Raw genomic sequence first — 22,447 nt, 5'->3', positions numbered from 1 at the left:
TTGGCCAGCGGTTCGTAAAGTTCTCGTCGCGCACTGCAGGTTTATTCCGCATCTAAAAAACGATCTGGCCGACGTTCTTCTCTCGGTCAAGCACAGTGCCAAAACCGGTACTGCGGTCGGCAAGATCGTCAAGGATATCTGCCGCCGTTCTGCCATCGGCAAGCACAGGGAAGGGGAGGCGATCGCGTGCAGGATTGGATAATGCCTCGGTTCCCCCGATCACAATCGGGCGCAAGCGGATATTCTCCAGCCGTCCGCTAGATTCAAAATTGCAGGTCGCGATGACGCTTCTCCACACCTCCGGCGGGCTCCATTCCTGTTCGTCCTTTTCCGTATGGAAGAGGAAGTTGCCAAGGCCGTAGAAAATTGGCGTATTCCGATATATCTCGACCGCTTGAAGGACCGGAGCGCCATGGCTGACAAAGAGGCCTGCGCCCGCGTTCACGCAATCGTGCGCAAATTCTCGCACCCAGGCGGGGACTTGCTGCCAGTTCGGCTCCCAATGGTGATGATGCAAATACACGATGACGAGTGTGTCGCGGCCCGCTTCTTCCGCGATCGCCGAAAGGTGAACCCAGGCGCTGTGCCGGTCCACGACGATGCGGCGAGCCGTCTCATCTGATCTGCGAAACACGGTTCCATAGAAATCAATTTCGTCTTGGCCATGAAGATCAGGCGGATTCTCCGGCTGGGCATAGTTCGCGCGCTCCAAGGGCGAACTTAGAAGACGCTCTTGAATGGAGCGAAGCAGGTTGAATGTTCCCGTTTCCAGGTCGAATACCCTGGAGACCTTCAGCCTATTGATGCCGGGCCTTGCTATCCTGCCCTCAGTTGCGTCCTCGGCGTACATGAAAGACGGGCCTGGCCCAGCGTCCATGGCAATCAGCGCAACATTTCGGGATCCGAACGTCATTTTCTGTGCCGTGGAAGCGTGATGCTTGTTGTGGCCGATGCCGGCATACAGGAAATTGTGTGCCGCAACCTCCTCCAGCGTCGAGAGGATCCCCGGCGGTCCAAGATCGAAAGCATGGTTGTTTGCCAGAGCCAGGCTATTGAAACCAAGCTCCTTCAACGCGGCCAAGACATCCGGCGTTGCAGCGCCGAAATAGCTGCCTTTGAGCGGCCATCCACCATGACGACCATAGATAGTCGTCTCGAGATTGGTGAAGGCAACATCGCTTGCTTTGAGGATCTCGGCGATCTCAGCGAGCCGTGGATCGCCGATCGCTCGAAGATCATGACGGATGAGCGACTGGCCGGTGACAGCAATGGAAAAGGGTGCGGACATATGGTTTACCTTCGATCTTTGGGACTGCCGACTGCTCACGCGCTATGGCTTCGGGGGAAATGCGTGTCGTAGAGCCAGTGTCTAGTTCGATGTCTGCGGCGAAACATCGATCTTGAACCATTGCTCGCTCAGCCGCTTCAGGGTTCCGTCGCTCGTGGCGGCCTCGATGGCGCTATCGAATGCCGCAACCAGTTCGCCGTCGTCTTGCCGAAGCCCGACGCCGACACCCGGGCCCCACAGGCCACCGGAGAGCCGCGGGCCGTAGAGCGTTGCAATCCCGCCATCCGTGCTGTCGAGGAAGGCTTTCCAGGTGAAATAGTCGGCAAGGCCGCCATCGATGCGCTCAGCTACGAGATCGAGATGCATGTTGTCCTGGGAATCGTAGCTCCTGATCGTCGCGACCTTTCCGAACAGTTCATTGAGCACCGCTTCCGAATTCGATGATCGCAATACGCCTAGAGTTCTGCCGTTGAGAGCGGCTCGAAGCTCCTCAATCTTTGCCTGCTTTTCAGGATCGATAGTTGTGAGGTCGAGCTCGGCCGACGTATCCGTGGGCGGAAGATCGAGATCTTTGAGTATGACGAGTTGGTTGAAACCTCCGGCGTAGGGCTTGGAAAAAGCGATCGATTTCTTCCGCTTCTCAGTTATCGCCATCCCCGACATGATGGCATCGAACTTTCCAACGGTGAGCGCCGGTATGATTCCGTCCCAGTCCTGAGGCACGAAAGTGCACTCGAACTTCATCCTCCGGCAAAGATCGCGGCCGACGTCGATGTCAAAGCCGGCGAGCTCCCCTTGGGGGGTGATGGCATTCCAGGGCGGCGAAGCACCTTCAGAGGCGATTGTCAGTGTCTTCCTGTCCATTGCTCCCGCGTTGTTGGCGCAGACGACAAGAGACAGGGCAAGCAGAAGTGTTCGTTTCACGACGATGTTCCTTTCATTGCTGAGTTTGATTGTTGGCGTCCGGGATGTGGGCTGGCGTCAAGTTTCAGCCGAGGCGAGAGGCGGCTTGTCGTCCGCTCTTCGACGTACGCGTTGCGCCGGCGGTGGACGGTTTGCCGTCGGCGTCCAACGCGTCTCCAGCATCTGGAAACCTTGCGTAATCAAGAGGGTAAGCAGCAGGTAGAAAGCCCCCGCGGCAATGAAGACCTCGTATGGGGCGAATGTCTCCGACACCAGCTGCCGGGCGAGCCCGGTCACCTCAAGCAGCGTGATGGTGCTTGCAAGGGAGCTTGCCTTCAGCATTCCAACCACCTCATTTGCATAGGCGGGAAGAGCGATCCTGAGGGTCAAAGGGAACACGATAAGACGGGCCGTGTGGAAACGGGAAAGGCCCAAGGATTTGGCCGCTTCAATCTGCCCACGCGGTACCGCCTGGATCCCGCCGCGCAGAACTTCTGTCGTATGGGCGGCGCTGTTCAGGGTGAAAGCAATAAACGCGCACCAGAATGGCTCTCGCATCACGGCCCATAGAAAGCTTTGGCGGACGAGGGGAAGCTGGCCAATCCCGTAGTAAATCAGGAAAAGCTGAACCAGAAGCGGCGTGCCGCGGAACGCATAGGTATATGCCAGCACGGGCGCGGAAGCCCACGGATTTGATGATGCCCGTAGGAAGGCGAGCGGGACCGAGACGGCGAAGCCTGCGGCAAGCGATGCGAATGTCAGAACCAGAGTGAGAAGAAGGCCGCGGGGAAGGGTGAGAAACGCTTCAAGCGCGATGGTCATGCTCATTGTCTCAACCTTTCATCGCCGGGAGCGAATAGCGGCGCTCCAATAACCGGAACGAAAGAAGCGACAGGCTTGTGAGGGCGAGGTAGATTGCAGACGCTGCGAGATAGAAGGGGAGTGGAGCGCGCAGTGAGCCCGCGCCTATATAGGCGACGCGCATGACATCCGTCAGCCCGACGACGGAAATCAGCGATGTATCCTTTATCAAGGAGATGCAAAGGTTGCAGAATGCCGGCAGAGCGATCGGGATCATCTGGGGAATGATGATCAGAAACCAAATCTGCGCGTTCGAAAGCCCGAGCGCCGCTGCAGCCTCTCGTTGGCCCGGTGCAACCGCGTTGATCGCACCACGGAATATTTCCGCGGCGTACCCACTGAACACGACGGTCAGTGCCGCGACACCGGCCGCGAATGCATTAATCTCGATGTAGCCACCGGCAATCGCGCTCAAAAGGGCGGTTCCGCCGAAATACGTCAGGAGGATGATCAGAAGTTCCGGAACACCCCGGATGATGCCCGTGTAGGCCCGCATGCACGATGAAACCGACTTGCGGGTCGAGTTGCGGAGAACGGCAATAAGCAAACCTAATAGGGTCCCGAAAGCGCAGCTCAAGGCAAACACTAAAAGTGTGTTCTTCAATCCAGATAAAAATTGATCTACAAATGCGTACAATGCAAGTCTCCAATATTCTTGCGAGCGCACCGAAATCGGAAAGGTATTCTCCCGACATATACTAAGAGCTTGCCGAGATTTAACCGAGGGTAGATTGGATTTATTAGCTTAACCAGCGCTCTAAGTTTGGCGTATGTCAAAAATATACTTTGACTTGCCGCCGTCAATTTATAAGATTCAGGAAGTTTTGATAAGCGCAACTTATGAGGCGCGTCGCTCGACCACGATTGAGATTCCCGGCCATGGAAATCACCGACTCCGGAGTGAAGATCCGCCACCTTCAAATATTGCGGGAGGTTATGCGCGCCGGCTCGGAAAGGCTCGCAGCGCAGATGTTGCGAATAACCCAGCCGGCGGTCAGCCAAAACATCAAGCAGCTAGAGGAGACTGTCGGCTTCGCGCTCTTCCGCCGGGAAAACAACAGGTTGATCCCCACCGTCAAGGCATGGGAATTTCTACGCACAATCGACGCGGCGTTTGCCGGACTTGATCGGATCGGACCGTCAATCGACTTCCTGCGGAACAACGATACGCGAATGATCGGCATCGCGGCGCCAAGCGCTTTCTCCTTCGCGACCTTGCCGAAAGTGGTCAAAAGGATTCGGGAGAGAAGCCGCTCTTACGCCGTTCAGGTGAAATCAGGAACTTATGAGCAGATTGCAGATCATGTGTTAAACGGCCGCTCGGATCTTGGCATCTCCCGATTGCCTCTTGATGAGCGCATTCTTGATTGGGTGCCCGTCGGCTCGGCCACCAACGTATGTCTTTTTCCGGCCAACCATCGATTTGCGGCACAGCAGCTTGTCACTGCCGAAGATCTTGCTAGTGAGGCGATCATCGATATCGACCCGCAAATTGCCTCTCACCAAATGAGCGTCAATGCCCTTCGATATATGGGAACCGCTCCTGACATCGCCGTGGAATATGACGCCAATGGCCATGACATTGGCTATGTCATGGCAGGGATCGGCGTTTCGATTACGAACGAGATCATTGCGAGCGAATATGCTGAATTCGACGTTGCATTCCGCGAATTTCAGCCAGGGGCAACATATCACTACGTCGTCGTTTGGCAAAAAGATCGAAAGCTGAGTGATAGCCTAAGATTTGCATTGGAAGAGATAGTCGCGGCTTTGACAGATCGGGCTGCTTGACGATCGCATCGAGGTATGACCCTCGCACCGGAAAACAGATGTTGCGAGTTCATGCTGAACCGCGAGTTGTGCGCGTAAGCTTAGAGCGGGATGATTTTAGGTAGACCCGTGAGAAGGATTCCCTATGACGCAAATCAGATTCATCCTTCTGGCCGGTCAGGAGGCTGAGCTGGATGGCGAGACCTGTTTCGAATAACCGCGAGAAGTTGTAGAAGCGGTGATACAGGAGGGGTGTGGTGCCGGGCGGCGGTGCCGGGCGGCGTCCAAGCGCTTCCGCATTGGCATCAGCATCGCGATCGATTGGGTGCGGCGCGTGACGCGACGGACAGCGCAGCCCGGCAGGATGAGTAGCCACAAGCCGCGAACGGCGGTGGCTTACCTAAGCCACCGAGCAGATAGTTGCGCCATATCGTAGAAGAACATCGCGACAATCGGAACTGCGTCGGTTGGCAGAAGCGGACCGGTTGTTTGTGCGATCATTGGTGCCATGTTCTCTTTAAGTGATTCTGCAGTTATCTTAAAATGGCGGATGACACTTCAATTGGACGCAATATCGACTAGAGCAAATCCTGTTCAATCCGGCTCATATCCAGCAGCCCTGAAGTAGTTTGCGCATTCTGTCGGCGTGAAGCGGAGCATCAATGCGCCTAGGACGTCCCATAGAGCATCGATCTTTCGTTCCGCGCCCTCCGTGGTTGACTGCGGCCCCTAAACCGGGACCGCGTGCCGGTGGCGACGGAAGCTATGAGATCACATGCTCAATGCGCTCGAGGTGGTGCTGAGGCACGATCTGAAGGGGTTCCTCGGCCGCTGCGATTTCCTCGACCGTAAGTCCGGTGGCGATGGCCAGGTCCTCAAGGCTGTAGCCCTTCGCAATCCTGGCTTCGCGGCGACGAGCGGCTGCGGAGGTGTTGTCGGCGGTAGCAAATTGATCCATTCCAAACTCCAAATCACGTTGATGTAGCGGCTGAGGGGGATCTGTCCCCGATGGGTTGGCTCCTTCGTGGTGCCGACTCGGTCAGAGGTTAGCCGCAACCTGCCGAGCCGCTTGGTTTCTCTTCGCAGACGACGCTCTTGCGTGGCTTCCGCCGCGATCTTGTTCTGCGTTCGGATGCCGAGCGCTCCTGCATTAGCGCTGTTGTTCTAGTCCTGCTTTCTATGACAATCAATCCATGGGTTTGCTCATAGGCACACGACGAGCCGTACCAACTGCCTGGGAAGAATTGTCCGCTACTGATTAACTGCGGTCGCAGATATGCCTTGCGCGATCTCATCGTCGAAGTGAACCATCTCGCCCGAGGCCATGTGCAGCGCGTCCGCGACATCGCCGAAGCGCGCCTCACCATAACGGAGGCCGGAACTTATTGAATCGGCGCCCGTTCGTAAGGACCGACATTAGGAGGATCTCACCATGGCAACCACATCCAAAGCCCCCAGCCAGGATCGTGCTCGCGTCGCAGGTGGTCAGGATCACGAGGTGAAGTACGAAGCCCGGAAGGAAGGCATTTCCAAGGAAGCGGTGAAGAAGACCGTGAAGAACGTAGGCAACAGTCGCAAGAAGGTCGAAGCCGAACTCGACCGGCACTAATCCGGGTTGGAGAGTTCAACCGTGAGGGTCCGCAGCCATAAAGTCAGCGGCGGAAACAGCCGCTGAAAGTCTGGCTCCGACGGATCATAACGCAGCGGCGGAAGGCGCCTGACTGCAGGAGTTGACGACCCCGCAGGAAGCGTTTCGGAGCAAGGCTATCGAAGCTGCGGGATACAGCGCCGTCGAGCAAAGCCAAAAGTATTGGGACGCCGGAGCGTTTCTTGCAAACGGGCGGAGCCGCATCGCATGAGGAAGGGGCTGGCGAGCGAACCCAACGAGCTCCAAAGTCGCGATACGCGACGGCGTCGGCTGACTTTACCTGCAGAACAGAATTCAGAGGCCGACAGACCGTGGGGCACCGCGTGCGGACGCCGGTCCCGACCGGTCCGTTCAATCGACTTCTAGAAGCTGCCATCCCGTTTTTGGGACCGGCCAGCATCGTCGATCTTCTCGTGCTCACTGCGCTGAATAGGAAGCGCGGTCGGTATTAAGCCATTCTCCCGTAACGCCAAAGGCGAGCGGCGGAGCGCCGATCAATCGCCCGAGTCGGGTCTCCAGTGTTTGAAACGATGCTCAGGGAAGCGGTCGACGTGAACCTCGCTAATCCTGCGGAGTATTCCATTGCCGACATGCCAGTCGATCAGATCCCGAAACAGGCTTAGCGAGTGCCACGTGCATCGTCGTCCCGATGTGGACTGTAGACTAGCTTCCTGCATAGGGCGATGCGATCCTGAGTTGCGTTCATGTGTCCTCTCCTTCGCGACGGAGAGACCCAAAGCTATGCCGACTAGGCGGCCGCTATGGTGCCGGAAACGTTGGCAAAGTCGGTTAATCGGCATAGTTTGCTGGTCAGTATAAACGTGCTTTTGCCGCGCGCGGCAAAATGCAGTTTGAAGCAGCGTCGCGATCGTCGCCCAAGTCCTGCCGCCGCCTTCCGAGCCGGGTTCATAATGCCGGATTTCCGACGTTTGAAGCAAGGGTCACCTATCCCTTCCATCCACTGGTTGACCAAACCGTCTTGGTAACCGGCAGCCATGAGCACGAAGGCGTTCACTATCTGCTCATTCTGGCACACGGTGGTTCATTTCAAATTCCGGCATGGATGTTTGATCCTGCGGCAAGTTCGATCGAGATCGTAGCTGCGCCGCGCCTTTCGGCAACCAAACTCGTTGAACTGCGCGCCAAGCTTTGTTGCCTGACTATTCCGTTGCGGTCGCTGCGGTCGCCGATTGCACATTCAATACTCCGGGAAAGGCGGCAATACGCAGCGATATGTTTGTCGCGGCACGTTCGGCGCCATGGCGGTCGGCAACTGTATCGGGTTCGGCGGCATGCGGGTCGATCGGGCCGTGGCGCAGGAGGTGCTCGAGCGATTGCAACCTCTGGGAATCGAGGCGGCCTTGCGGGCAATGGAGGCGCACACGCAGCGTCATAGCGACAATCAACAGCAACTCGAGAACTTAATCAAGCAAGCACAATACGAGGCTGCCAGGGCGCGCCGCCAGTATGATGCTGTCGATCCGGGCAATCGGTTGGTCGCCGGCGAACTGGAGCGGCGCTGGAATGAGAAGCTGATCCTATTGCGTGATCTCGAGGTCCAGTTCGAGATGCTCTCGACCGACCGTAACACGCCTGCTTTATCGGCCGACGACCGTACAAGATTGATGATGCTCGGTAGCGATCTATAGTAAGGCATGGCACAGGTCCCGACGCGTCTATCGAGACACGCCAAAAGATCATTCGGCTGCTGATCAAAGAAATCATTGTCGATACCGTTGACGACACATTGGCGCTCGTCATTCATTGGCAGGGTGGCGATCACACCCGGATGACGGTGAAGAAAAACAAGATCGGCCAGACCCGCTGGGCAGTTAAGGCTGATGTTGTCGATCTCGTTCGCAACTTGGCGAGGCAGTTGCCCGATTTGTCGATCGCAGCGATCTTGAATCGATCCGGCAAGCGGACAGGGCATGGCGCCAGCTGGACGCGAAGCCACGTCTGCAGTCTTCGCAACATCCACGGCATCTCCGTCTATCGAGAAGGTGAACGGGCCGAACGCGGTGAGAGAACCCTCGACGAGGCCGCCGACATTCTAAAGGTGAGTCGAGCTACCGCCTACCGGATGGTCAGCAGCGGTGTCCTTCCCGCTCGCCAGTTATGCACCGGAGCGCCGTGGATCATCCAGCTTTCCGACCTTCAACACGAAACCGTGCGCCGCGAAGCCGATGCCAGGCGATCCCGGCGTCCGATATCTCAGGATCCGGTTCAAAATCCTCTTTTATAGACATCATCAGATGAGGAGTATGTCGCGCCCTCGTCACCTTCAGCAAACAGGCTATTTTTTCTTAACGCCTGGGGCTTGATTGCCCGCTCAACATGTGGAGTCCACTTCGACGCGGCCGTCTTTCAGGAAGCGCTCGAAGATATCGCGGCGCGATATGGAATAGCGGAGAGCTCCGCGAGTTTTGATTTTCCGGGTAACGCCCCTTAGCCACGAACAGGCACATGATCCTTGGCGCGATTTGAAGTCCACGTGAATTCCCTTGTCCCCAGCGCAACCGTCGACATTTCTCGCAAATGTCGGGCATCCGCCACTTTTGTCAGGTTTGTCGTGATTGGAACGTTTTGTTCGCCGGTCTCTCCCTCAAATACACATCAACCTGCCCTCAACCCGCCCATTGATAAAAGAAAATCATCTTCTTGGCGCGTCGGAGCAGTTGGCATGGTGTTTGCTGATCCCTGGTTACAAGCGGCAGAAAGCAGTCTGCATTATGCCGGTTCATGAAACGAACGGAACGGAGGCCACCTGACCGTTCGTCATCGGATCCGCGTTCTACCAAGCGGCCATGCATCCGCCGGCGGAAGGGTCAATCCCGATGTCACAGCTTGCAACCAACTCAAAGAGAAGGAAAATGCAATGACCAAGATTTCCGAAAGATCCTTTGAAACGATCGAAAACCCGGGGTCATCGTCGCTCAAGGTGCCAGATCAGTTCGCCGCATCTGTTGAAAAGGGGAACAAGAAGGTGACAGAGGCTCTTTTGAAATTTGCGTCCGGCGCTGAAGCGACACAGAAAATGCTGCCTCCGATCCTCGAAACGACAAGTCTATTCGGCAACGAATTGTGGTGGAAGACGATCGCTGCACTGCAGGCCGACGCCGAGGCCGGCTTCTCACATTTGCAAGCTTTGCTGGGCGCGAATTCGCCGTCGCAGATCCTCGAACAGCAGTCGACCTTTTTCCGCAAGCGGGTTGAGACAAGTTTGCAGCACGCCAAGGAAGTCCGGGTGCTCTCAAGCAGGGCGGTGGAGGAAATCTCAAAGCCGGTCAAGGATGCTTTTGACAAGGTGCTGACGGACCTCAAGGCGACGTAAAAGCGGACTCGCACTTAAATCGCCTGGACTGATCGGGGGCGGCCTACCTTATTCATGGACGGAAAAGATGGTGACGGGGACCATCAGGTCGGGAGAGAGCTGGAAAGTGTGTCCTGCGATCTCGATAGCTCCAGCTAACAAGCTCCTGAAAACGGATCGCGGGCGGCCGGCGTGACATATTGGACGGTTTGAACTGGCGAAGAACCCACCATCTTGGTATCTAACCGCGTAGGGGGCAGGGGGCAGGGAAGTGGTAATGGATTCACGCAGGGACATAGCCGAGCGGGTCATCGCGCGTTGGAAGGCGCGAGGAATCCGGATCGATGAAGACCCGGGTTTCATGGAACTGGTCGCTCTTTGGACGGCAGGGTCGATTGCGTCCGGTGAAATGCGCCGCCGGTATTCGGCGCTCCAGCGCGAGCGGTCGCTGTCCAGGTCAATGCCACTTGATGTGTATCCCTGCGACGAAGGGGCGGAGGTCGATCATCGATCGATTGCGATTCCAGACGACGAACCAGATGAACGGGGAGGTCTCGGACTGCCGGCGCAAGGGTGACTCTTACAAAGGGCTCATCACGCACCATTTCCTGGCGAGCGCGAACTTCACGAAACAGCGGGTCGACAAGCGCTGCGTCGCGTTGTGCATATTCTCGGGAAGAGTCCGAAAAATCCTTGCCACGAGCCGCAATGGCTGGCGGCTCAGCAAGGTAGAAGGTGAGGAGCGGCCGGCGGTACTGAGTCGACATCTTTATCAACTGTGGGCGTGTCGGCTCAGGGCATCTTCAAGCATGGCAAGGCGGTCGCTGCCCGCTATACAGGGTGCATCGCTAATGCCGAGCTTGTCGGCACATCTTCAACGCTGAGTCCCTCAGTCTCGTGCGCCCAGCGTCCGACAAGTTATTGTCTTCCATGGGAGTCCGGCTTGCGCAAATTGCCCCCGATGAAGGTTGGTCCGCCCGGGTCTTCCGCATGGAAAACGCGCGTTGCCTCAAAAACGCCGGTGCGCCATGCATAGGTCGTATCGTCGATCATCTGCGGCAAGACCTCCTGGTTTGTCGGACGACCGTACCATTTGGTGACGATGCGGGCGACTTTGGCGACGAGCGCGGTACTCATGCGAAGGTTCGAGTGTGCATCGAACATCTCCGGCGCCAAATAGCATCGAGACCTCGTTTGGGCGAAAGGTTATTCCTTTGCTGCAAAGCCTAGCTCAACGCGGCTGACATCTAAGATCGCCCGAAGGACGTCGATGCCGAATTTGAGGCTTTCCACCTCGACATCCAGCGAGATGCCCTCGGTGACTGTGCCTTTTGCGTTAGCGATTACCACCTCCTCCAGGTCTTCGAACCACTGAGGACTGTTCCCTTTGTGAAGCTTCGATAGTTCCGCAATCGCGACACTAAATGCCGATTGGACCGCGATTAGAGCGGCGCCGAGCTTTCGTTCGTCTACACCCGAGATGCAAACAATGGGGCTGTTTTTCTCATCCATGGGCTGTTCCTCTGCTGGCTCGCCACGAAACCCTATTTCAACTAATAGGCGACAGAGTCGTCGATCGCCGACGAATGCAAATAGGCCCGTAGGCTGGAGTCTCGGGTAGTTAGATCAACGAATACGCGATGCTGGGGGTGGACCATGTGGAAATGGTGGATGCGCTTGAGGCCTGTTGAAATCTGGGTCCAGCTTCCGAACGTTCCAACCGGCGGCAATGCCTCTAGGCCGTAAGCGTCGCACCTCCTGGTACGCGATAGCGGGTAATCCTTTGTACGAACTGGCTCGCATGCAAGGTCGCCCGAAGGACACAAGTGCCGAGCCTGGGCTTTCCGGCCATAGTCTTCAGTGAGACGTCTGTTGCTTCCACAACTCAACACATTCCGGCGAGCGGCATAAACCTGCAAACTCATTGTTTTTGATCCGCACGCGTCATACCTGGCCTGCACCCCACCGCCATGGCTTCGGCAAAAGGCCTTTTACTCAAAACGCAGGGACCTAGTTTGGCCCGTTTGTCAGGCAGCATCACAAAAAGATCTGCGGAAGGCTCGTCCCGCTTTGCGCGCTCAGGTGCGCCCGCAGTCGATCTGGCAGCGGATTGTTATTCAGGTACACTTTGCAATGAGGCGGAAGCTGCGACAGAATGTACGGCAGTGCAGTTCGCCCGTCGCCAAGTCCTCTCAGGTTGTTTCCACGAACGCTAAGCTCCTCCAGCCCCCTCGGCAGGTTAGGGGGCAGGTGGGTCAGTTCATTACTGTCGGTGCTGAGCCACTTTAGGGTGGCCGGGAGGTCCTCGGGTAGGCTAGTCAGTTCATTGTGAGGGACTTCGAGCCTCGTGAGCTTTGCAGGAAGGCGCTCGGGCAGGCGAATTATATTATTGAGTTCGGCGCGGAGATCCGTCAATTCGAGGGGGAGATTCTCCGGCAGGTGCGCGATTTCGTTGCGGGTGACATGAAGCTCCCTGAGCTCAGGCGGCAGGTTATCGGGCAAACTGGTCAGCCGGTTGTGGTTGACGTAGAGATACTTTAGTCCGGAAGGAAGCTCGTTCGGCAATCTGGTCAGCCGGTTGCCGTCGACGTAGAGCGTCTCGAGCATGTCCGGAAGAACCTCAGGCAGCGTGGTCAGCTGGTTGTCGCAGGCAGAGAGCTTTCGCAGACCGGGCGGGAGGTTGTTGGGCAGCCTGCCCAACCGGTTGTCATTGGCGTTGAGCCGCTGGAGGCCGGCCGGTAAGGTGGGGGGCAGTGCCGTTAGGGACAGCGATGTTAAGTTCAGGGGGGCACGAAAATTGCGGGTTTCCGTCCAGGCCTCGATCCGTGCCATTGCCTCGTGCCGGTCCTCGTCCTGCTCCTGCTGCCCGTCTTCCGCCCAGGCCAGTAAAATTTCTTTCAGTGCCGCTTCGCCGGACGAGGAGCCAGTCAAGCCTTCAACCCAGTTAAAGGTGTCTTCACCGCCTTGTTCGGAACTATTGCCAACACCCCCCTGCCTTCTGCCGTACATTGCGTCGTTCCTTAGGTCATTGCGTCACTGCTGATGTTACTTCCGTCGCGACCTTTCCTTCCAATACCAAATTCGTATCCCGTTATGCTTCGGGGGCATGGCCAGCGTCCTCCCTCGAGCTGGACAGCGCATGATTTTTATCGCGACGTTGAACAATCCCACCATTGACATGCTGCGCAAACTCGGCCTGACAGGCATGGCCAGCGCCTATCAGGAACTCGAAACGCAAATAGAAGCGAGACACCTTCGAGCATGGTGAAAGGCTTCGACTGCTGCTCGAGGCGGCCACGCTCCGCCAGAAGCGCTTCGAGGCGAGAGCCCGCCCTGCAAAGCAGCGCTGTAACGCCCAGATCGAGAACGCTGATTTTTGCGCCGCCCGCGCCCCTGATCGCAATTTCGTGACGCCGAGTGATAAAGGTATTTCATCCACCAGTTCCAGCTTGGTGGAGACCTAAACCAGACGCATTTGGAGCCGCTTGCGGCCGATTTCGCGTGGCAACTCCATCTAACTGAGGCGCAAGTTCCCGGAACAAACGCTCACGCGCGATAACCTTTCCTCATTTTCGGGCAATCTCGCAGTGTCACGTTGATTTGGTAGGTCAGCTTACGACGCCGAAGCCGTTACGCTTTTTCTCTACGCCTGCAGGGCCCTGCCGACTTAAAGGCAACGACTTCCGGACAGCCGAGGCCCAGAACCAGTTCACCTTGACATCGTGTCACTCGGGCGTAACAGGCGGCAGCCCGAGTGTCGCAATAAGCTTCATTATCGACGGCGTGGGTGGACCCGGTGTCGGCGGCGGCATGGAGACGATGGACCCGAGCCGCGGAGGCGTTGCCATAACGCCAATCATCGTGCCGATAATGGCGATCCCATCGCCGCTGATTTCGATGGCCTGCGGGCCGGTTCTGCCCGATACTACAAGGCGGATCTTGTCGGGTGTTACCTCGACGCGGCTACCTAAGGCCGCTGCGGCAGGGGAGTCGGGCGCGGCGCCGCCCGAGGTCAGGAGGAAGTGTCTCTTGACGTCGATGCTGTAGATATTCCCGACCTCGACGGTATGATTCTTCTGGGCCTTCAAATAGACCTCCTCACGGCCCTGCTTGTCCTCAAAGCGCAGTTCATTGTAGGCATTAGCGGCGCCGCCATCGGTATGCGTCCGGAAGGTCGACCGCGTTTTGTCGGTCGGCAGGGTTTCAGGCGGCAGATTTGAGCCATTGTATACGACGCCGGTCACCAGGGGCGTGTCGGGATTGCCGTGGATGAAATCAACCACGACCTCATGGCCGATCCGTGGGACGACCAGGTTGCCAAAACCCTTACCAGCGAAGTTCTGGGCCACCCGAATCCAGCAGGAGCTGTTCTCGTTCTTTCCGCCTTCTCGGTCCCAGAAGAACTGAACCTTCACACGGCCGTACTTATCCGTCGCGATCGACTCGCCCTCGGGGCCCACGACGACGGCCGTCTGCGGTCCGTGAATCAACCGCGCCGGTGTGCGGCGCCTCGGTCGGTACTGGGTGGTCGCGGGGATAATCTCTACGTTGCTGTGATAGAGGAACCGCACGCCCTTCCCCCCCACGGTGTCCGCAGTGAGATCGTCCCCCACCTCACCGATGACAGTGAAGTCCTGTCCGACTGCCAGGAAGCGATCGGTGGGTTTCGGGCGGGAACCGACCTGGCCGTAGTAGAAGGGATTTGCCGCCTTGAATAATGACCCGGTCGTTATCTGGCGCGCAGTGCTTTCGATCCGCGCGCGATAAGCGTTGCAGGCGAGTTCCTCGGCACGGATGGTGGCGTAGAAATCGCCATCGCTTTTTTTTGTATACTGGCCTGGATACTCGAAGACCTCCCGCATTGCCGTGCAGCCGCTGCTTGCCGACGAGGTCTCGCCCGTTCTGACCGCCACGCTCTCCCGCGGTCGGGTGATGGCGCTTCCCGTGAGCTTGCATGGCGGAATGCCGCCTGTCCTCACGGGAGGAACACGCGCGACAGACGTCAGTTCTGCCATCGGCTTCTCATGGTCATAGTCCCTGAGAACGACCTTGTTCGGCTGTAGCGATACGACCTCGTCCCAATGCAGGATGACATCTTCTTGGTAAAGACTTCGGGCAGGCCTGAGATTGTGGTGGGTCTCTACGATCTCAGGCGTGCAGGCCATGTGACTCGCGGCGTTGTCGACCAGCACCAGGTCATGTTGGTCCTCAGCATGTTCAAAATAGTAGTAGATGCCGTCCTGCTCCATGAGGCGGCTGACGAAGGCCAGATCCGTTTCATCGTACTGGACGCAATATGGGCGCTGTGGGAACCGTCGGGCGGTCTGATTCTTGAAATTGCCTTTATGTTCTCGAAAAATCGTGGTGATGATCTCGATGCTCGTCTTGTTCTGAAAGACCCGACTGTTAGAGCGATGCTCGAGCAATGAAATCCACGGCCGCACCTGCGCCACGTAGTTGAGGTGCTCGGTATCGTCGAGGCCGAGATATTGGAAGCGCGTAACAACACCGTTGAAGAAGCGCGTTTGCGAGTCCTTGAGCTTAAGGCCGATTGTCAGGTTTTGACCGGGGATCGTAGCAAAGTTCTGAACTGGATTGCGGCTGGCGAGCTTCACCTCGTAGAGGAAAGGTTCCCCCAGCCGCTCGGTGCCACTGAGCCGCCGGAGAGAGATTTCATTCAACTCGGACGCGGCCGAAGTGACCGCAACAAAACGATTGTGCCTTAAGAGACTCTCGATTCTTGACTCGACCATGGTGGTGTGTGTTCCGCAGATTTGATGAGAAGGCGCGGTTGCGCCCGATGGCGTGAGTAGGATGCTGCCGAAGCCATCGGCGAAGATGCCGAAAAGCGTTTATTTCGTGCATCGAAATCGCCGACCGTTGCTCAGCCAAGATGTCTTGCTGGCCCGCATCGTCAGAGCCAAGCGGGGGAGGGCGGGGTGAAGAAAGCGTGTGGGTCTCTTGGAACTCACCCACGCTAAGTCCCACCCAAATCTCGCCATGCGGCCTTGTAACATCGATGAGTTGGCGGATTCCGGCGGTGCTAGCGACGACGTGTCTCCTGGAAGATTCAACCAGGCCCAGGGCGCAGCGCCCGAGCGGACAACCACGGTGGTCGAGTTTCGCCGCGATCGTCGGCTCGATAGGCCTCTCCGCTGCTGAAGCCTCAAGGGCGTCAAAATGGCGATAACGTTCCAAAGAGGCGTCACGGCGAATTTTGCAAAGGGCCTTGGCGGTCCCATTGCAGTTTGCGTTGAGCTTACTGAAGAGAGTCGAGCTTCCGATGCTTGTCATAACGGGCCTTCCAAGCCGCCGCCCGCCGTGCCGCCGCACTTGGTATCGAGGTTACGTGGGCCATTCACCCGTTCCAGATCGATCTCGCCAAGGAGATCTTCTCCCCGCCCGAAAAGAAGGTCGAGCGGGCCCGCCGCATCATGGATGTCCGTTTCAGGAGAGTGCCATGCGGCAGCCGGTGGGCCCCGGTCAGTCGGGGTAGTTGTCAAGTCATCGGCGTGCTGGCGCGTTTTCCTCTTGCCCATCCAACTGGACCATCCGAGTCTGCCGCAGCGACCCAACTGCACTTCCGGGACCTGCTCCTGACGGAGAACGAGGTTAATCTCCCAGTCAAGTTCATCTCCAAGGTAGTTGCAGATGATCTCCGCTATCGACTTAAGGCCGGGAGCTGCGGGCAGAAGCGATTCGTAATGAGCCAGGCTGAGGGGACCCACAATGAGTCGGAACCGATGGTGCCACACTCTGACCCTCGCACCTGCAATAGCGTTGCTGTTCAGCGTGCCCGTGGCCGGGTCGCGGCCCAGGAGGCAGAGCGATATGCGGGGCAGATCCACCCACTTTGGGACAAATTCACGGATATCAACCGGCGCCTCGACGAAGCTGGCGAGGATGGCAGCGAGCCCCTCGGCGTTGCGGGTGTGTGAGGCGAGACGGCCGGTGAAGTGGAGTTTGGCCAGATCAGGCATAGCATCCCGCGCGCGCAGGGAGGTCATCCCGAAGCCGGCTAGCGCGCCGAGCTGAAGGGCAAATCGATCTTCTTGTGGCCTGTCATAGCTCACGGTCGGTTCGCCCTCCGCCCATGCGCGGAAGAAGAACGAGGCCATTCGATGATGAAAGGTATCAGCAAATCGGATCAGCGTCTCATCCGCGGCGTTGTGCTGCCGGAGAAGGGCGTACTCCGTCAGATGCAATGGGAGGGGACCGTGGGGTCCAAACAAGCCGAAGGCGTAGGTGGAGATTACGGGGTCGTTCTCCTCGTGCGCAGTCACGCCCGCGATCGATCGAGTCGGAAATGCAAGGGAGGGCTGCTGGGCGATCCGCACGCGATCCAGGCTGGGACCGCTCGATTCTCCCAGCCGAGGCCGATCTGAGCAGATTGCATCGATCCGCCGCAGAGCCTGGAAGAAGTCGCAGGCATGCGGTTCGGCCCTGAGCGAGCTTAGGAAGTCGCCGAGTGCCCCCGAAATCAAAGGATCGCCCGGCGGCCGGCCATCGTCGGCCATCGCATTACCTCCCCGCGCTGTAGCGTCGAGACGACCATCTCGGTGAAGCTGTTGATGGATACGTATTTCGCGAAGAACTGGTTGAGCACGGAGGCGAGCGGAAAGATGCCAACGCCTTCGAAGGCCGCTTCGTCCAGGATGATACCAACCTCAATCCCACGTGCTACGGCGGCTTGTCCACCGCTGGACAATCGCCTGACCGCAGGCCTGGACCGAATCTCCCGGATCCCGTCGATCTGCCGTGAGGCGAAGGCATTGACTGGATCGACGTAGAGGCGGAGGAGTTCACGTAGCGCTTCTGCGCCCCGGTGGTCGTTCCTATCGGAATTGCTGATCGAGAGGTAGTTCAGTGAAAGATGGCTAATTAATCGCCAAGTGATATCGCCATTGGCGAAGGAGTGGCGCGGTCGGCTCGGGGGCGATACGCACCGGGTGGCGGTAACTGGAGCGCCGATTTCCAGGGTGAAGTCTGTCTCGTCCCGGCCGATCGGCAGCAGCAGCGCCAGATCCCGGTTCGAGCACAGGCAGTTTACAGACAAATGCCGGAGTTCCGCCGAATAGGGAGCCGCCTGGCGATCAACTAGAGAAACGAACGTTTCGCTGCCGATGTAGCCAGTCCGCGCGCCATTTAGACGCTGGTGCTCCGACATGAGGCGCTGCTCCCGGCGGATCGCGTAGTATCTGGAATGCTGCTCCTCCTGACCGTGCGCGCTGATGCTATAGAACGGGTAGAACCTCACGGGAGCCGCTTCGTTTTTCGCCCCGTCTCCGCTCATCTCGAGGATCGAGTGGACCTCAAAGTCGAGCGGCCTCATCCTGTCAACAATCACATGATGCTCGGTGTTCTTGTCGCTCACGTGGACGAGATCTGCCTGGCGTTCGAAGAGATTAATCGCGGGCGTTGCGAAGAGAACGATATTTTGGGGCCCGAGCTGTCGTTCCAGCCGTGGCTCGACACGTCTGAGTGCGAAGACGATCTCAAGGGTCTCGGCAGTTGACAGGGCTACTGCGTCTGCCAGCCCGCTAACCTCGACGAACAACGTCCGCTCCGCGAGGGCGAAATACTCCTGTAGGAGACGGTACCCGTCGAAAGAGCGTGGCACCTCGGGCAGGAGAGCACAGCTCGGCTCCAAACCGCGTTGCTGCAGCGCATGAACCGGAATCTTTTCCTGCCAAGGGATAGGCCGGCCGACCGGACGGGCTATGATATTGCATGCGTCACCGAGAAGCTGTTCGGCGAGTGCGGCGCCGATGCCACCGGGGCCTGTTAGGTGCAGTGTGAGAGCCTCTAGTCCGAGTTTATTGAACGGCATGCCATTGGTGGTACGAAGGCGTAGTCGCAAAGCAGCCTTCGCATCTTGCCGGGCCGGAAGATCCAGTGCGGCGATCTGCCCCGGCGTCGAAAAATAATCGGCAGCGCTCACCACAATTGGCCAGAGATGCACATCATGGGCCGTGCGGAACTCGCAATGTGTGACGGCGCCCGGAGCAAGACGGCCCAAAAGCTTGGTTCCCCGCGGCACGAGGTATCCATTTTCAAGTCGTCCGGCATCCTGGTCGGGCTCGAAACGGACGATCGTCATCGAGGGGAGCGGCGGTAGAAAATGCGGATAGACCATCTCCAGGAGGTGCTGGGTGAATTCCGGAAAGCGAGACTGAAGCTTCAATTGCACCCGCGCCGCCATGAAAGCGAAGCCTTCCAGAAGCCGCTCGACGTAGGGGTCGGCGACCTCCGCTGATTCCATCCCGAGCCGGGCGGCGACCTTCGGGAATGCACGGGCGAACTCGGCCCCCATCTCGCGCATATAAGCAAGTTCGTCGTTGTACAGTCGCAGGAGCCGGGGATCCATCAGCTTATCTCTGTACCGAGATGAACGCGGGCGGATTCGAGCTCGGAATCTACCTCCGTACGCATCACCATTCGCACCGGCAATGGCTGCGCCCACAGATCGGCTTCGATCCTAAAGCGAAAAGTGCCGCAACCCTGACCATCGTCCAGGACCGTGACCTTCAGGGTGTCCGGTAAGAGACGCGGCTCAAAGCGCTGAAGGCTCTCGATTATCGCTTCGCGCAATGCGCTCTTATCCATGCCTTCGCGAATTTGTCCGCTGAGAGGCCAGGCACCATAATTAAGTGCACTGGCCGCTACGTGAGGGTACGCTTGTAGATCTACGGTTGCACCCAATTGATTGGTGTTCAACAACCAGGAAACATCGCGTAGAATCACCTCTTCCAGTTGGCGAACAGAGAAGCTGCGCTTGTCCTGCGCTTCACACGAGCTGCGCGGCTCATCGTCCGTAAGCCGGTCCAGGAGGGATGGTTGCACGAGATCCCGCTTAACATCTCTGCCCATGTTACAATCTCCAGGTGCAATGGCGACGAGTCGATCTGTCGTTTTCGCGCGCAGCCCCGAATATTCCCGGGTTGCCGATGGCCCCATCAGCCGACGAGCCTATTGAAGTCGGTGCTGTTCGCGATTTGGTTCCAGATGCCCTCGCCAGCTTTGGTAAGAGCGCCTTTTTCATCCTGCCTGTAATAAATGACCTTGCAGGCGCCGAACCGGAATGTGATCGTCTCCTCGGGGGCCTCTTCCGCATAGGACCACTCGACCTTCTCGACTACCAGCATGTTGAAACTCCAGTGCAAGAACAGGTTCGATTCTGATGTAGCTTGTCCGCTCCCCGTCGCTTTGAAAAGTTTCAGTTCGACGCTATTGAAGTGGGCGCCGCGACCACAGGCAACGTACAGAGAGGGCGATGACGTATCCACCTGCTTCTTGATAGTGAAGACCTCGAATTCGGCCTTGCCCGCGCCCGCCCCGGCGGTATGAGGCCCAATGTTCAGCTTGTTTTCGAGTGAAAAGCTCCATTCGTCCGCTAGGGTGATACCGTCCTTTAGAATGATAGATTCGCCCTTGGGCAAAATGCCGTCCTTGGACGCTTGCGTGAATTTTATAACCGCGTCGAACGCCATGATGGACTTTCCTTTTCTCGTTGATCTGATTGGGCCTGGATTGCATCGGCCAGCCCGGGGCAGCTATTCCGGAGTTTTGGCGCCGAGAACGGAGCACAATCATCTGCGGGTTTTCTCAGTCCTTGCGGGCGGATGGCAGGCGCGAGACAAGTCTCAAAGAGATGGTTAGGCCTTCGAGCTGGTAGTGTGGCCGCATGTAAAATCTCGCAACGTAATATCCGGGATTATCTTCGACCTCTTCCACCTTGACCTCGGCTGAGGAGAGCGGCTGCTGTGCCTTACTCTCTTCGCTCCCAAGCTCGGGCGAGGGGTGGACATAGCCCTGAATCCATTGGTTGAGCCACTCCTCGACCTCGTGGCGCTCCTTGAACGTGCCAATCTTGTCCCGGACCATACACTTCAAATAATGTGCGAAGCGGCAGGTTGCGAAGATGTAGGGTAGCCGGGCACTGAGTTCGGCGTTCGCTGACGCGTCGGGGTCTTCGTATTTGACCGGCTTGTTAATAGTTTGAGCGCCAATAAATACGCCGAGGTCCGTGTTTTTGCGGTGCAACAGCGGTAGAAGACCGTTTTTGGACAGTTCGGCCTCACGGCGGTCGCTGATCGCGATCTCAGTGGGGCATTTTAGGTCGACGCCACCGTCGTCGCTGCGGAAGGTATGTACCGGCAGACCCTCGACCAAGCCGCCGGATTCGACGCCACGAATTCTGGAGAGCCAGCCATAGAGCTTGAACGAGCGCGTGATATTTACGCCCATGGCGTAGGCTGCGTTCGTCCAAAGGTATTTCTCGCTGTCGCCGCCGTCTGTGTCCTCCTCGAAGGCGAATTCATCGACCGGGTTGGTTTTGGCCCCGTAGGGCAGCCGGCCAAGGGTGCGTGGTAAGGTCAGGGCCACGTACCGAGAGTTCTCGCTCTCGCGGAACGCCCGCCAAGGGGCATGTTCGGGCGTGAGGAAGATTTTTGTGATGTCACGCGGGTTCGCAAGCTCACGCCAAGAATCCATCTGCAGCAGATGTGGTGAGACGGCAGATATAAGCGGTGAGTGGCTCGCCGCCGCGATCTGCGCCAGTCCCGAAAGCAACTCTACGTCCGGTGGGGTATGGTCGAAATAGTAGTCGGCAATCAGGCAGCCATAGGGTTCACCGCCGATTTGGCCGTATTCGTCTTCGTAAATTTTTTTGAATAGCGGACTCTGATCCCAGGTGACACCCTTATATTTCCGCAGAGTTCGGGACATCTCCACCTTTGAAACTGGGAGAACGCGAATCTTCAACGTTTCATCGGTTTCGGTGTTGATGGCAAGGTGATGCAAGCCCCGCCAAGCTGATTCCACGCGCTGGAAATTTTCGTGATGGAGGATCTCGTTGAGTTGTGCAGAAAGCTTCTGGTCGATCGAAGCAATCATTGCTTGGATAGTCGTGACGACATCGTCGCTGATTAGCGACGTGTTTTGAAGTGCCTGCTCGGCCAGTGTTCGGACGGCACTCTCCACCAAGTCACGGGAGTGGTCCGAGCGGATCTTGAACTCGAATCGAAGCATGCGGGTGAAATCGCCGAGATCAACGGTGGCGACCTGTACATCTGTGGCATCTGCAGGCATCATGATCAGTCCTCCTCTGTGTCTGGGGATGCCAATGGCGGAGCGGCAACCAATGCATCAGGCTTCTCAGTCTCGATGCCATTGCCGAGGGCGCTTAGCAGTGCCGAATCCGCGAGGAAGTGGGTGAGCAACTCTTCGGCACCGTTCTTACCGTCCATATAGGCCAGCAGATTGGAGAGCTCCGTTCGCGCCTCGAGCAGCCTGCTAAGGCTGTCGACCTTGCGCGCCACGGCCGCCGGCGAGAAATCTTCGAGCCGCTCGAACGTCAAGTCGACAGCGAGTTGGCCTTCTCCGGTCAATAGGTTCGGCACCCGCATCACCACCCTGGGCCTCAGCGATCTGAGCCGATCATCGAAATTGTCGATATCGATCTCCATCATCTTGCGCTCCGCGACAGGGGCAAGCGGCTCGGCAGCATTGCCGGCGAGGTCGGACATCACGCCGACCACGAAGGGAAGCTGAACCTTCTTCTGAGAGCCATAGGTCTCGACGTCGTATTCGATCTGTACGCGAGGCGGACGAACCCGCGCGATGAACTTTTGACTACTCGCCTTTGTCATGTGTTCCACTCTCC

22 protein-coding genes and 6 pseudogenes are annotated in these 22,447 nt (G+C 57.7%); 10 read left to right on the top strand and 18 right to left on the bottom strand.

From position 1 onward, the window contains the following. Nucleotides 1–52: 52 nt before the first annotated feature. From GGD53_RS22955 to GGD53_RS22940, 4 genes are all read right to left on the bottom strand, one after another. Complete coding sequence (locus GGD53_RS22955) at nucleotides 53–1,288, bottom strand: CapA family protein (RefSeq protein ID WP_085861375.1); 1,236 nt, start codon at nucleotides 1,286–1,288, stop codon at nucleotides 53–55. Nucleotides 1,289–1,369: 81 nt separating this feature from the next. Next, nucleotides 1,370–2,212, bottom strand: coding sequence for a transporter substrate-binding domain-containing protein (locus GGD53_RS22950; RefSeq protein ID WP_085861376.1), 843 nt, complete (start codon nucleotides 2,210–2,212; stop codon nucleotides 1,370–1,372). A 57-nt stretch (nucleotides 2,213–2,269) separates the two neighbouring features. Further along, nucleotides 2,270–3,019, bottom strand: coding sequence for an ABC transporter permease (locus GGD53_RS22945; protein WP_085861377.1), 750 nt, complete (start codon nucleotides 3,017–3,019; stop codon nucleotides 2,270–2,272). A gap of 4 nt (nucleotides 3,020–3,023) precedes the next feature. Then, nucleotides 3,024–3,689: an ABC transporter permease subunit gene (locus GGD53_RS22940; protein WP_016737469.1), complete on the bottom strand. Its 666-nt coding sequence runs from the start codon at nucleotides 3,687–3,689 to the stop codon at nucleotides 3,024–3,026. Between the two features lie 242 nt (nucleotides 3,690–3,931). Here GGD53_RS22940 and GGD53_RS22935 point away from each other — a divergent pair, with 242 nt between their 5' ends. Together GGD53_RS22935 and GGD53_RS31955 are read left to right on the top strand one after the other, a co-directional pair. Next, nucleotides 3,932–4,843, top strand: coding sequence for a LysR family transcriptional regulator (locus GGD53_RS22935; protein ID WP_008536031.1), 912 nt, complete (start codon nucleotides 3,932–3,934; stop codon nucleotides 4,841–4,843). A 173-nt stretch (nucleotides 4,844–5,016) separates the two neighbouring features. Then, nucleotides 5,017–5,207, top strand: a pseudogene (locus tag GGD53_RS31955) (IS630 family transposase); the annotation flags it as partial. A 209-nt stretch (nucleotides 5,208–5,416) separates the two neighbouring features. On the opposite strand, the pseudogene GGD53_RS22930 reads toward GGD53_RS31955, so the two are convergent. Both GGD53_RS22930 and GGD53_RS22925 read right to left on the bottom strand, forming a co-directional pair. After that, nucleotides 5,417–5,527, bottom strand: a pseudogene (locus GGD53_RS22930) (IS630 family transposase); the annotation flags it as partial. Between the two features lie 58 nt (nucleotides 5,528–5,585). After that, nucleotides 5,586–5,780 (bottom strand): hypothetical protein, encoded by a 195-nt coding sequence (locus GGD53_RS22925; protein WP_010068053.1) that lies wholly within the window; start codon nucleotides 5,778–5,780, stop codon nucleotides 5,586–5,588. 474 nt (nucleotides 5,781–6,254) lie between these two features. Here GGD53_RS22925 and GGD53_RS22920 point away from each other — a divergent pair, with 474 nt between their 5' ends. Continuing rightward, complete coding sequence (locus GGD53_RS22920; RefSeq protein ID WP_008536033.1) at nucleotides 6,255–6,431, top strand: DUF3606 domain-containing protein; 177 nt, start codon at nucleotides 6,255–6,257, stop codon at nucleotides 6,429–6,431. 787 nt (nucleotides 6,432–7,218) lie between these two features. Here GGD53_RS22920 and GGD53_RS22915 read toward each other — a convergent pair. Further along, complete coding sequence (locus GGD53_RS22915; RefSeq protein ID WP_185185231.1) at nucleotides 7,219–7,485, bottom strand: hypothetical protein; 267 nt, start codon at nucleotides 7,483–7,485, stop codon at nucleotides 7,219–7,221. On the opposite strand from GGD53_RS22915, the pseudogene GGD53_RS31950 reads away from it, so the two are divergent. The 3 genes and pseudogenes from GGD53_RS31950 to GGD53_RS22905 form a co-directional block, all read left to right on the top strand. After that, nucleotides 7,450–7,524 (top strand): annotated as a pseudogene (locus GGD53_RS31950) (DUF5372 family protein); the annotation flags it as partial. The gene GGD53_RS22915 and the pseudogene GGD53_RS31950 sit on opposite strands and share 36 nt — an antisense overlap. 136 nt (nucleotides 7,525–7,660) lie before the next feature. Beyond that, nucleotides 7,661–8,119 (top strand): hypothetical protein, encoded by a 459-nt coding sequence (locus GGD53_RS22910; RefSeq protein ID WP_011053402.1) that lies wholly within the window; start codon nucleotides 7,661–7,663, stop codon nucleotides 8,117–8,119. A gap of 98 nt (nucleotides 8,120–8,217) precedes the next feature. After that, nucleotides 8,218–8,715, top strand: coding sequence for a helix-turn-helix domain-containing protein (locus GGD53_RS22905; protein ID WP_010005427.1), 498 nt, complete (start codon nucleotides 8,218–8,220; stop codon nucleotides 8,713–8,715). Nucleotides 8,716–8,741: 26 nt separating this feature from the next. On the opposite strand, the pseudogene GGD53_RS22900 reads toward GGD53_RS22905, so the two are convergent. Further along, nucleotides 8,742–8,913 (bottom strand): annotated as a pseudogene (locus GGD53_RS22900) (IS66 family transposase); the annotation flags it as partial. 435 nt (nucleotides 8,914–9,348) lie between these two features. On the opposite strand from GGD53_RS22900, the gene GGD53_RS22895 reads away from it, so the two are divergent. Together GGD53_RS22895 and GGD53_RS22890 are read left to right on the top strand one after the other, a co-directional pair. Next, nucleotides 9,349–9,804 carry a phasin gene (locus GGD53_RS22895; protein ID WP_184459122.1) on the top strand — a complete coding sequence of 152 codons (456 nt, stop codon included), beginning with the start codon at nucleotides 9,349–9,351 and terminating at the stop codon, nucleotides 9,802–9,804. 256 nt (nucleotides 9,805–10,060) lie between these two features. After that, nucleotides 10,061–10,360 carry a hypothetical protein gene (locus GGD53_RS22890; protein WP_004680434.1) on the top strand — a complete coding sequence of 100 codons (300 nt, stop codon included), beginning with the start codon at nucleotides 10,061–10,063 and terminating at the stop codon, nucleotides 10,358–10,360. 341 nt (nucleotides 10,361–10,701) lie between these two features. On the opposite strand, the gene GGD53_RS22885 is transcribed toward GGD53_RS22890, so the two are convergent. The 3 genes from GGD53_RS22885 to GGD53_RS22875 all read right to left on the bottom strand — a co-directional run bounded on the left by GGD53_RS22885 (nucleotide 10,702) and on the right by GGD53_RS22875 (nucleotide 12,792). Then, nucleotides 10,702–10,920: a hypothetical protein gene (locus tag GGD53_RS22885; protein ID WP_037147006.1), complete on the bottom strand. Its 219-nt coding sequence runs from the start codon at nucleotides 10,918–10,920 to the stop codon at nucleotides 10,702–10,704. Nucleotides 10,921–10,989: 69 nt separating this feature from the next. Further along, a complete protein-coding gene (locus GGD53_RS22880) occupies nucleotides 10,990–11,295 on the bottom strand; it encodes a hypothetical protein (RefSeq protein ID WP_004680432.1) in 306 nt (101 codons plus the stop codon). A gap of 525 nt (nucleotides 11,296–11,820) precedes the next feature. Next, nucleotides 11,821–12,792 (bottom strand): hypothetical protein, encoded by a 972-nt coding sequence (locus GGD53_RS22875; RefSeq protein WP_004680431.1) that lies wholly within the window; start codon nucleotides 12,790–12,792, stop codon nucleotides 11,821–11,823. A gap of 130 nt (nucleotides 12,793–12,922) precedes the next feature. Between GGD53_RS22875 and GGD53_RS32200 the strand changes: the two genes are divergently transcribed. After that, a complete protein-coding gene (locus tag GGD53_RS32200; protein WP_010068000.1) occupies nucleotides 12,923–13,051 on the top strand; it encodes a hypothetical protein in 129 nt (42 codons plus the stop codon). A 457-nt stretch (nucleotides 13,052–13,508) separates the two neighbouring features. Here the strand turns inward: GGD53_RS32200 and GGD53_RS22870 are convergent, their stop codons facing one another. Further along, complete coding sequence (locus GGD53_RS22870; protein WP_008536037.1) at nucleotides 13,509–15,536, bottom strand: type VI secretion system Vgr family protein; 2,028 nt, start codon at nucleotides 15,534–15,536, stop codon at nucleotides 13,509–13,511. A gap of 549 nt (nucleotides 15,537–16,085) precedes the next feature. On the opposite strand from GGD53_RS22870, the pseudogene GGD53_RS32310 reads away from it, so the two are divergent. Then, nucleotides 16,086–16,223: pseudogene (locus tag GGD53_RS32310) on the top strand (CoA ester lyase); the annotation flags it as partial. A 105-nt stretch (nucleotides 16,224–16,328) separates the two neighbouring features. On the opposite strand, the pseudogene tssG reads toward GGD53_RS32310, so the two are convergent. The 6 genes and pseudogenes from tssG to tssB all read right to left on the bottom strand — a co-directional run. After that, nucleotides 16,329–17,300, bottom strand: a pseudogene (gene tssG, locus GGD53_RS22865) (type VI secretion system baseplate subunit TssG); the annotation flags it as partial. Continuing rightward, nucleotides 17,264–19,150 carry a type VI secretion system baseplate subunit TssF gene (tssF, locus tag GGD53_RS22860; protein WP_008536039.1) on the bottom strand — a complete coding sequence of 629 codons (1,887 nt, stop codon included), beginning with the start codon at nucleotides 19,148–19,150 and terminating at the stop codon, nucleotides 17,264–17,266. The gene tssF and the pseudogene tssG, both read right to left, overlap by 37 nt. Continuing rightward, nucleotides 19,150–19,653 carry a type VI secretion system baseplate subunit TssE gene (tssE, locus tag GGD53_RS22855; protein ID WP_004680427.1) on the bottom strand — a complete coding sequence of 168 codons (504 nt, stop codon included), beginning with the start codon at nucleotides 19,651–19,653 and terminating at the stop codon, nucleotides 19,150–19,152. Before tssE ends, tssF begins: the two co-directional genes overlap by 1 nt. Nucleotides 19,654–19,739: 86 nt before the next feature. Continuing rightward, a complete protein-coding gene (locus GGD53_RS22850) occupies nucleotides 19,740–20,273 on the bottom strand; it encodes an Hcp family type VI secretion system effector (RefSeq protein ID WP_004680426.1) in 534 nt (177 codons plus the stop codon). Nucleotides 20,274–20,388: 115 nt separating this feature from the next. Then, on the bottom strand, nucleotides 20,389–21,876 hold the full coding sequence (tssC, locus tag GGD53_RS22845; protein WP_004680425.1) for a type VI secretion system contractile sheath large subunit: 1,488 nt from the start codon (nucleotides 21,874–21,876) through the stop codon (nucleotides 20,389–20,391). A 2-nt stretch (nucleotides 21,877–21,878) separates the two neighbouring features. After that, the gene (gene tssB / locus GGD53_RS22840; RefSeq protein WP_085861378.1) at nucleotides 21,879–22,433 is read right to left on the bottom strand and encodes a type VI secretion system contractile sheath small subunit; all 555 of its coding nucleotides are present in this window, start codon (nucleotides 22,431–22,433) and stop codon (nucleotides 21,879–21,881) included. Nucleotides 22,434–22,447: the final 14 nt, after the last annotated feature.

Origin of the sequence: Rhizobium aethiopicum, assembly GCF_014197535.1 — a bacterium.
GTDB lineage: Bacteria > Pseudomonadota > Alphaproteobacteria > Rhizobiales > Rhizobiaceae > Rhizobium > Rhizobium aethiopicum_A.
Note: the sequence above shows the minus strand (reverse complement) of the source record. Positions and strands in the feature narration are given on the sequence as shown.

What these genes read in the sequence shown, in the direction of transcription:
- tssB (WP_085861378.1), bottom strand. Translation starts at nt 22,433, where the DNA reads ATGACAAAGGCGAGTAGTCAAAAGTTCATCGCGCGGGTTCGTCCGCCT.
- GGD53_RS22925 (WP_010068053.1), bottom strand. Translation starts at nt 5,780, where the DNA reads ATGGATCAATTTGCTACCGCCGACAACACCTCCGCAGCCGCTCGTCGC.
- tssE (WP_004680427.1), bottom strand. Translation starts at nt 19,653, where the DNA reads ATGGGCAGAGATGTTAAGCGGGATCTCGTGCAACCATCCCTCCTGGAC.
- GGD53_RS32200 (WP_010068000.1), top strand. Translation starts at nt 12,923, where the DNA reads ATGATTTTTATCGCGACGTTGAACAATCCCACCATTGACATGCTGCGC.
- GGD53_RS22955 (WP_085861375.1), bottom strand. Translation starts at nt 1,288, where the DNA reads ATGTCCGCACCCTTTTCCATTGCTGTCACCGGCCAGTCGCTCATCCGT.
- GGD53_RS22920 (WP_008536033.1), top strand. Translation starts at nt 6,255, where the DNA reads ATGGCAACCACATCCAAAGCCCCCAGCCAGGATCGTGCTCGCGTCGCA.
- GGD53_RS22935 (WP_008536031.1), top strand. Translation starts at nt 3,932, where the DNA reads ATGGAAATCACCGACTCCGGAGTGAAGATCCGCCACCTTCAAATATTG.
- tssF (WP_008536039.1), bottom strand. Translation starts at nt 19,150, where the DNA reads ATGGATCCCCGGCTCCTGCGACTGTACAACGACGAACTTGCTTATATG.
- GGD53_RS22895 (WP_184459122.1), top strand. Translation starts at nt 9,349, where the DNA reads ATGACCAAGATTTCCGAAAGATCCTTTGAAACGATCGAAAACCCGGGG.
- GGD53_RS22945 (WP_085861377.1), bottom strand. Translation starts at nt 3,019, where the DNA reads ATGAGCATGACCATCGCGCTTGAAGCGTTTCTCACCCTTCCCCGCGGC.
- GGD53_RS22880 (WP_004680432.1), bottom strand. Translation starts at nt 11,295, where the DNA reads ATGGATGAGAAAAACAGCCCCATTGTTTGCATCTCGGGTGTAGACGAA.
- tssC (WP_004680425.1), bottom strand. Translation starts at nt 21,876, where the DNA reads ATGATGCCTGCAGATGCCACAGATGTACAGGTCGCCACCGTTGATCTC.
- GGD53_RS22875 (WP_004680431.1), bottom strand. Translation starts at nt 12,792, where the DNA reads ATGTACGGCAGAAGGCAGGGGGGTGTTGGCAATAGTTCCGAACAAGGC.
- GGD53_RS22870 (WP_008536037.1), bottom strand. Translation starts at nt 15,536, where the DNA reads ATGGTCGAGTCAAGAATCGAGAGTCTCTTAAGGCACAATCGTTTTGTT.
- GGD53_RS22890 (WP_004680434.1), top strand. Translation starts at nt 10,061, where the DNA reads ATGGATTCACGCAGGGACATAGCCGAGCGGGTCATCGCGCGTTGGAAG.
- GGD53_RS22850 (WP_004680426.1), bottom strand. Translation starts at nt 20,273, where the DNA reads ATGGCGTTCGACGCGGTTATAAAATTCACGCAAGCGTCCAAGGACGGC.
- GGD53_RS22885 (WP_037147006.1), bottom strand. Translation starts at nt 10,920, where the DNA reads ATGAGTACCGCGCTCGTCGCCAAAGTCGCCCGCATCGTCACCAAATGG.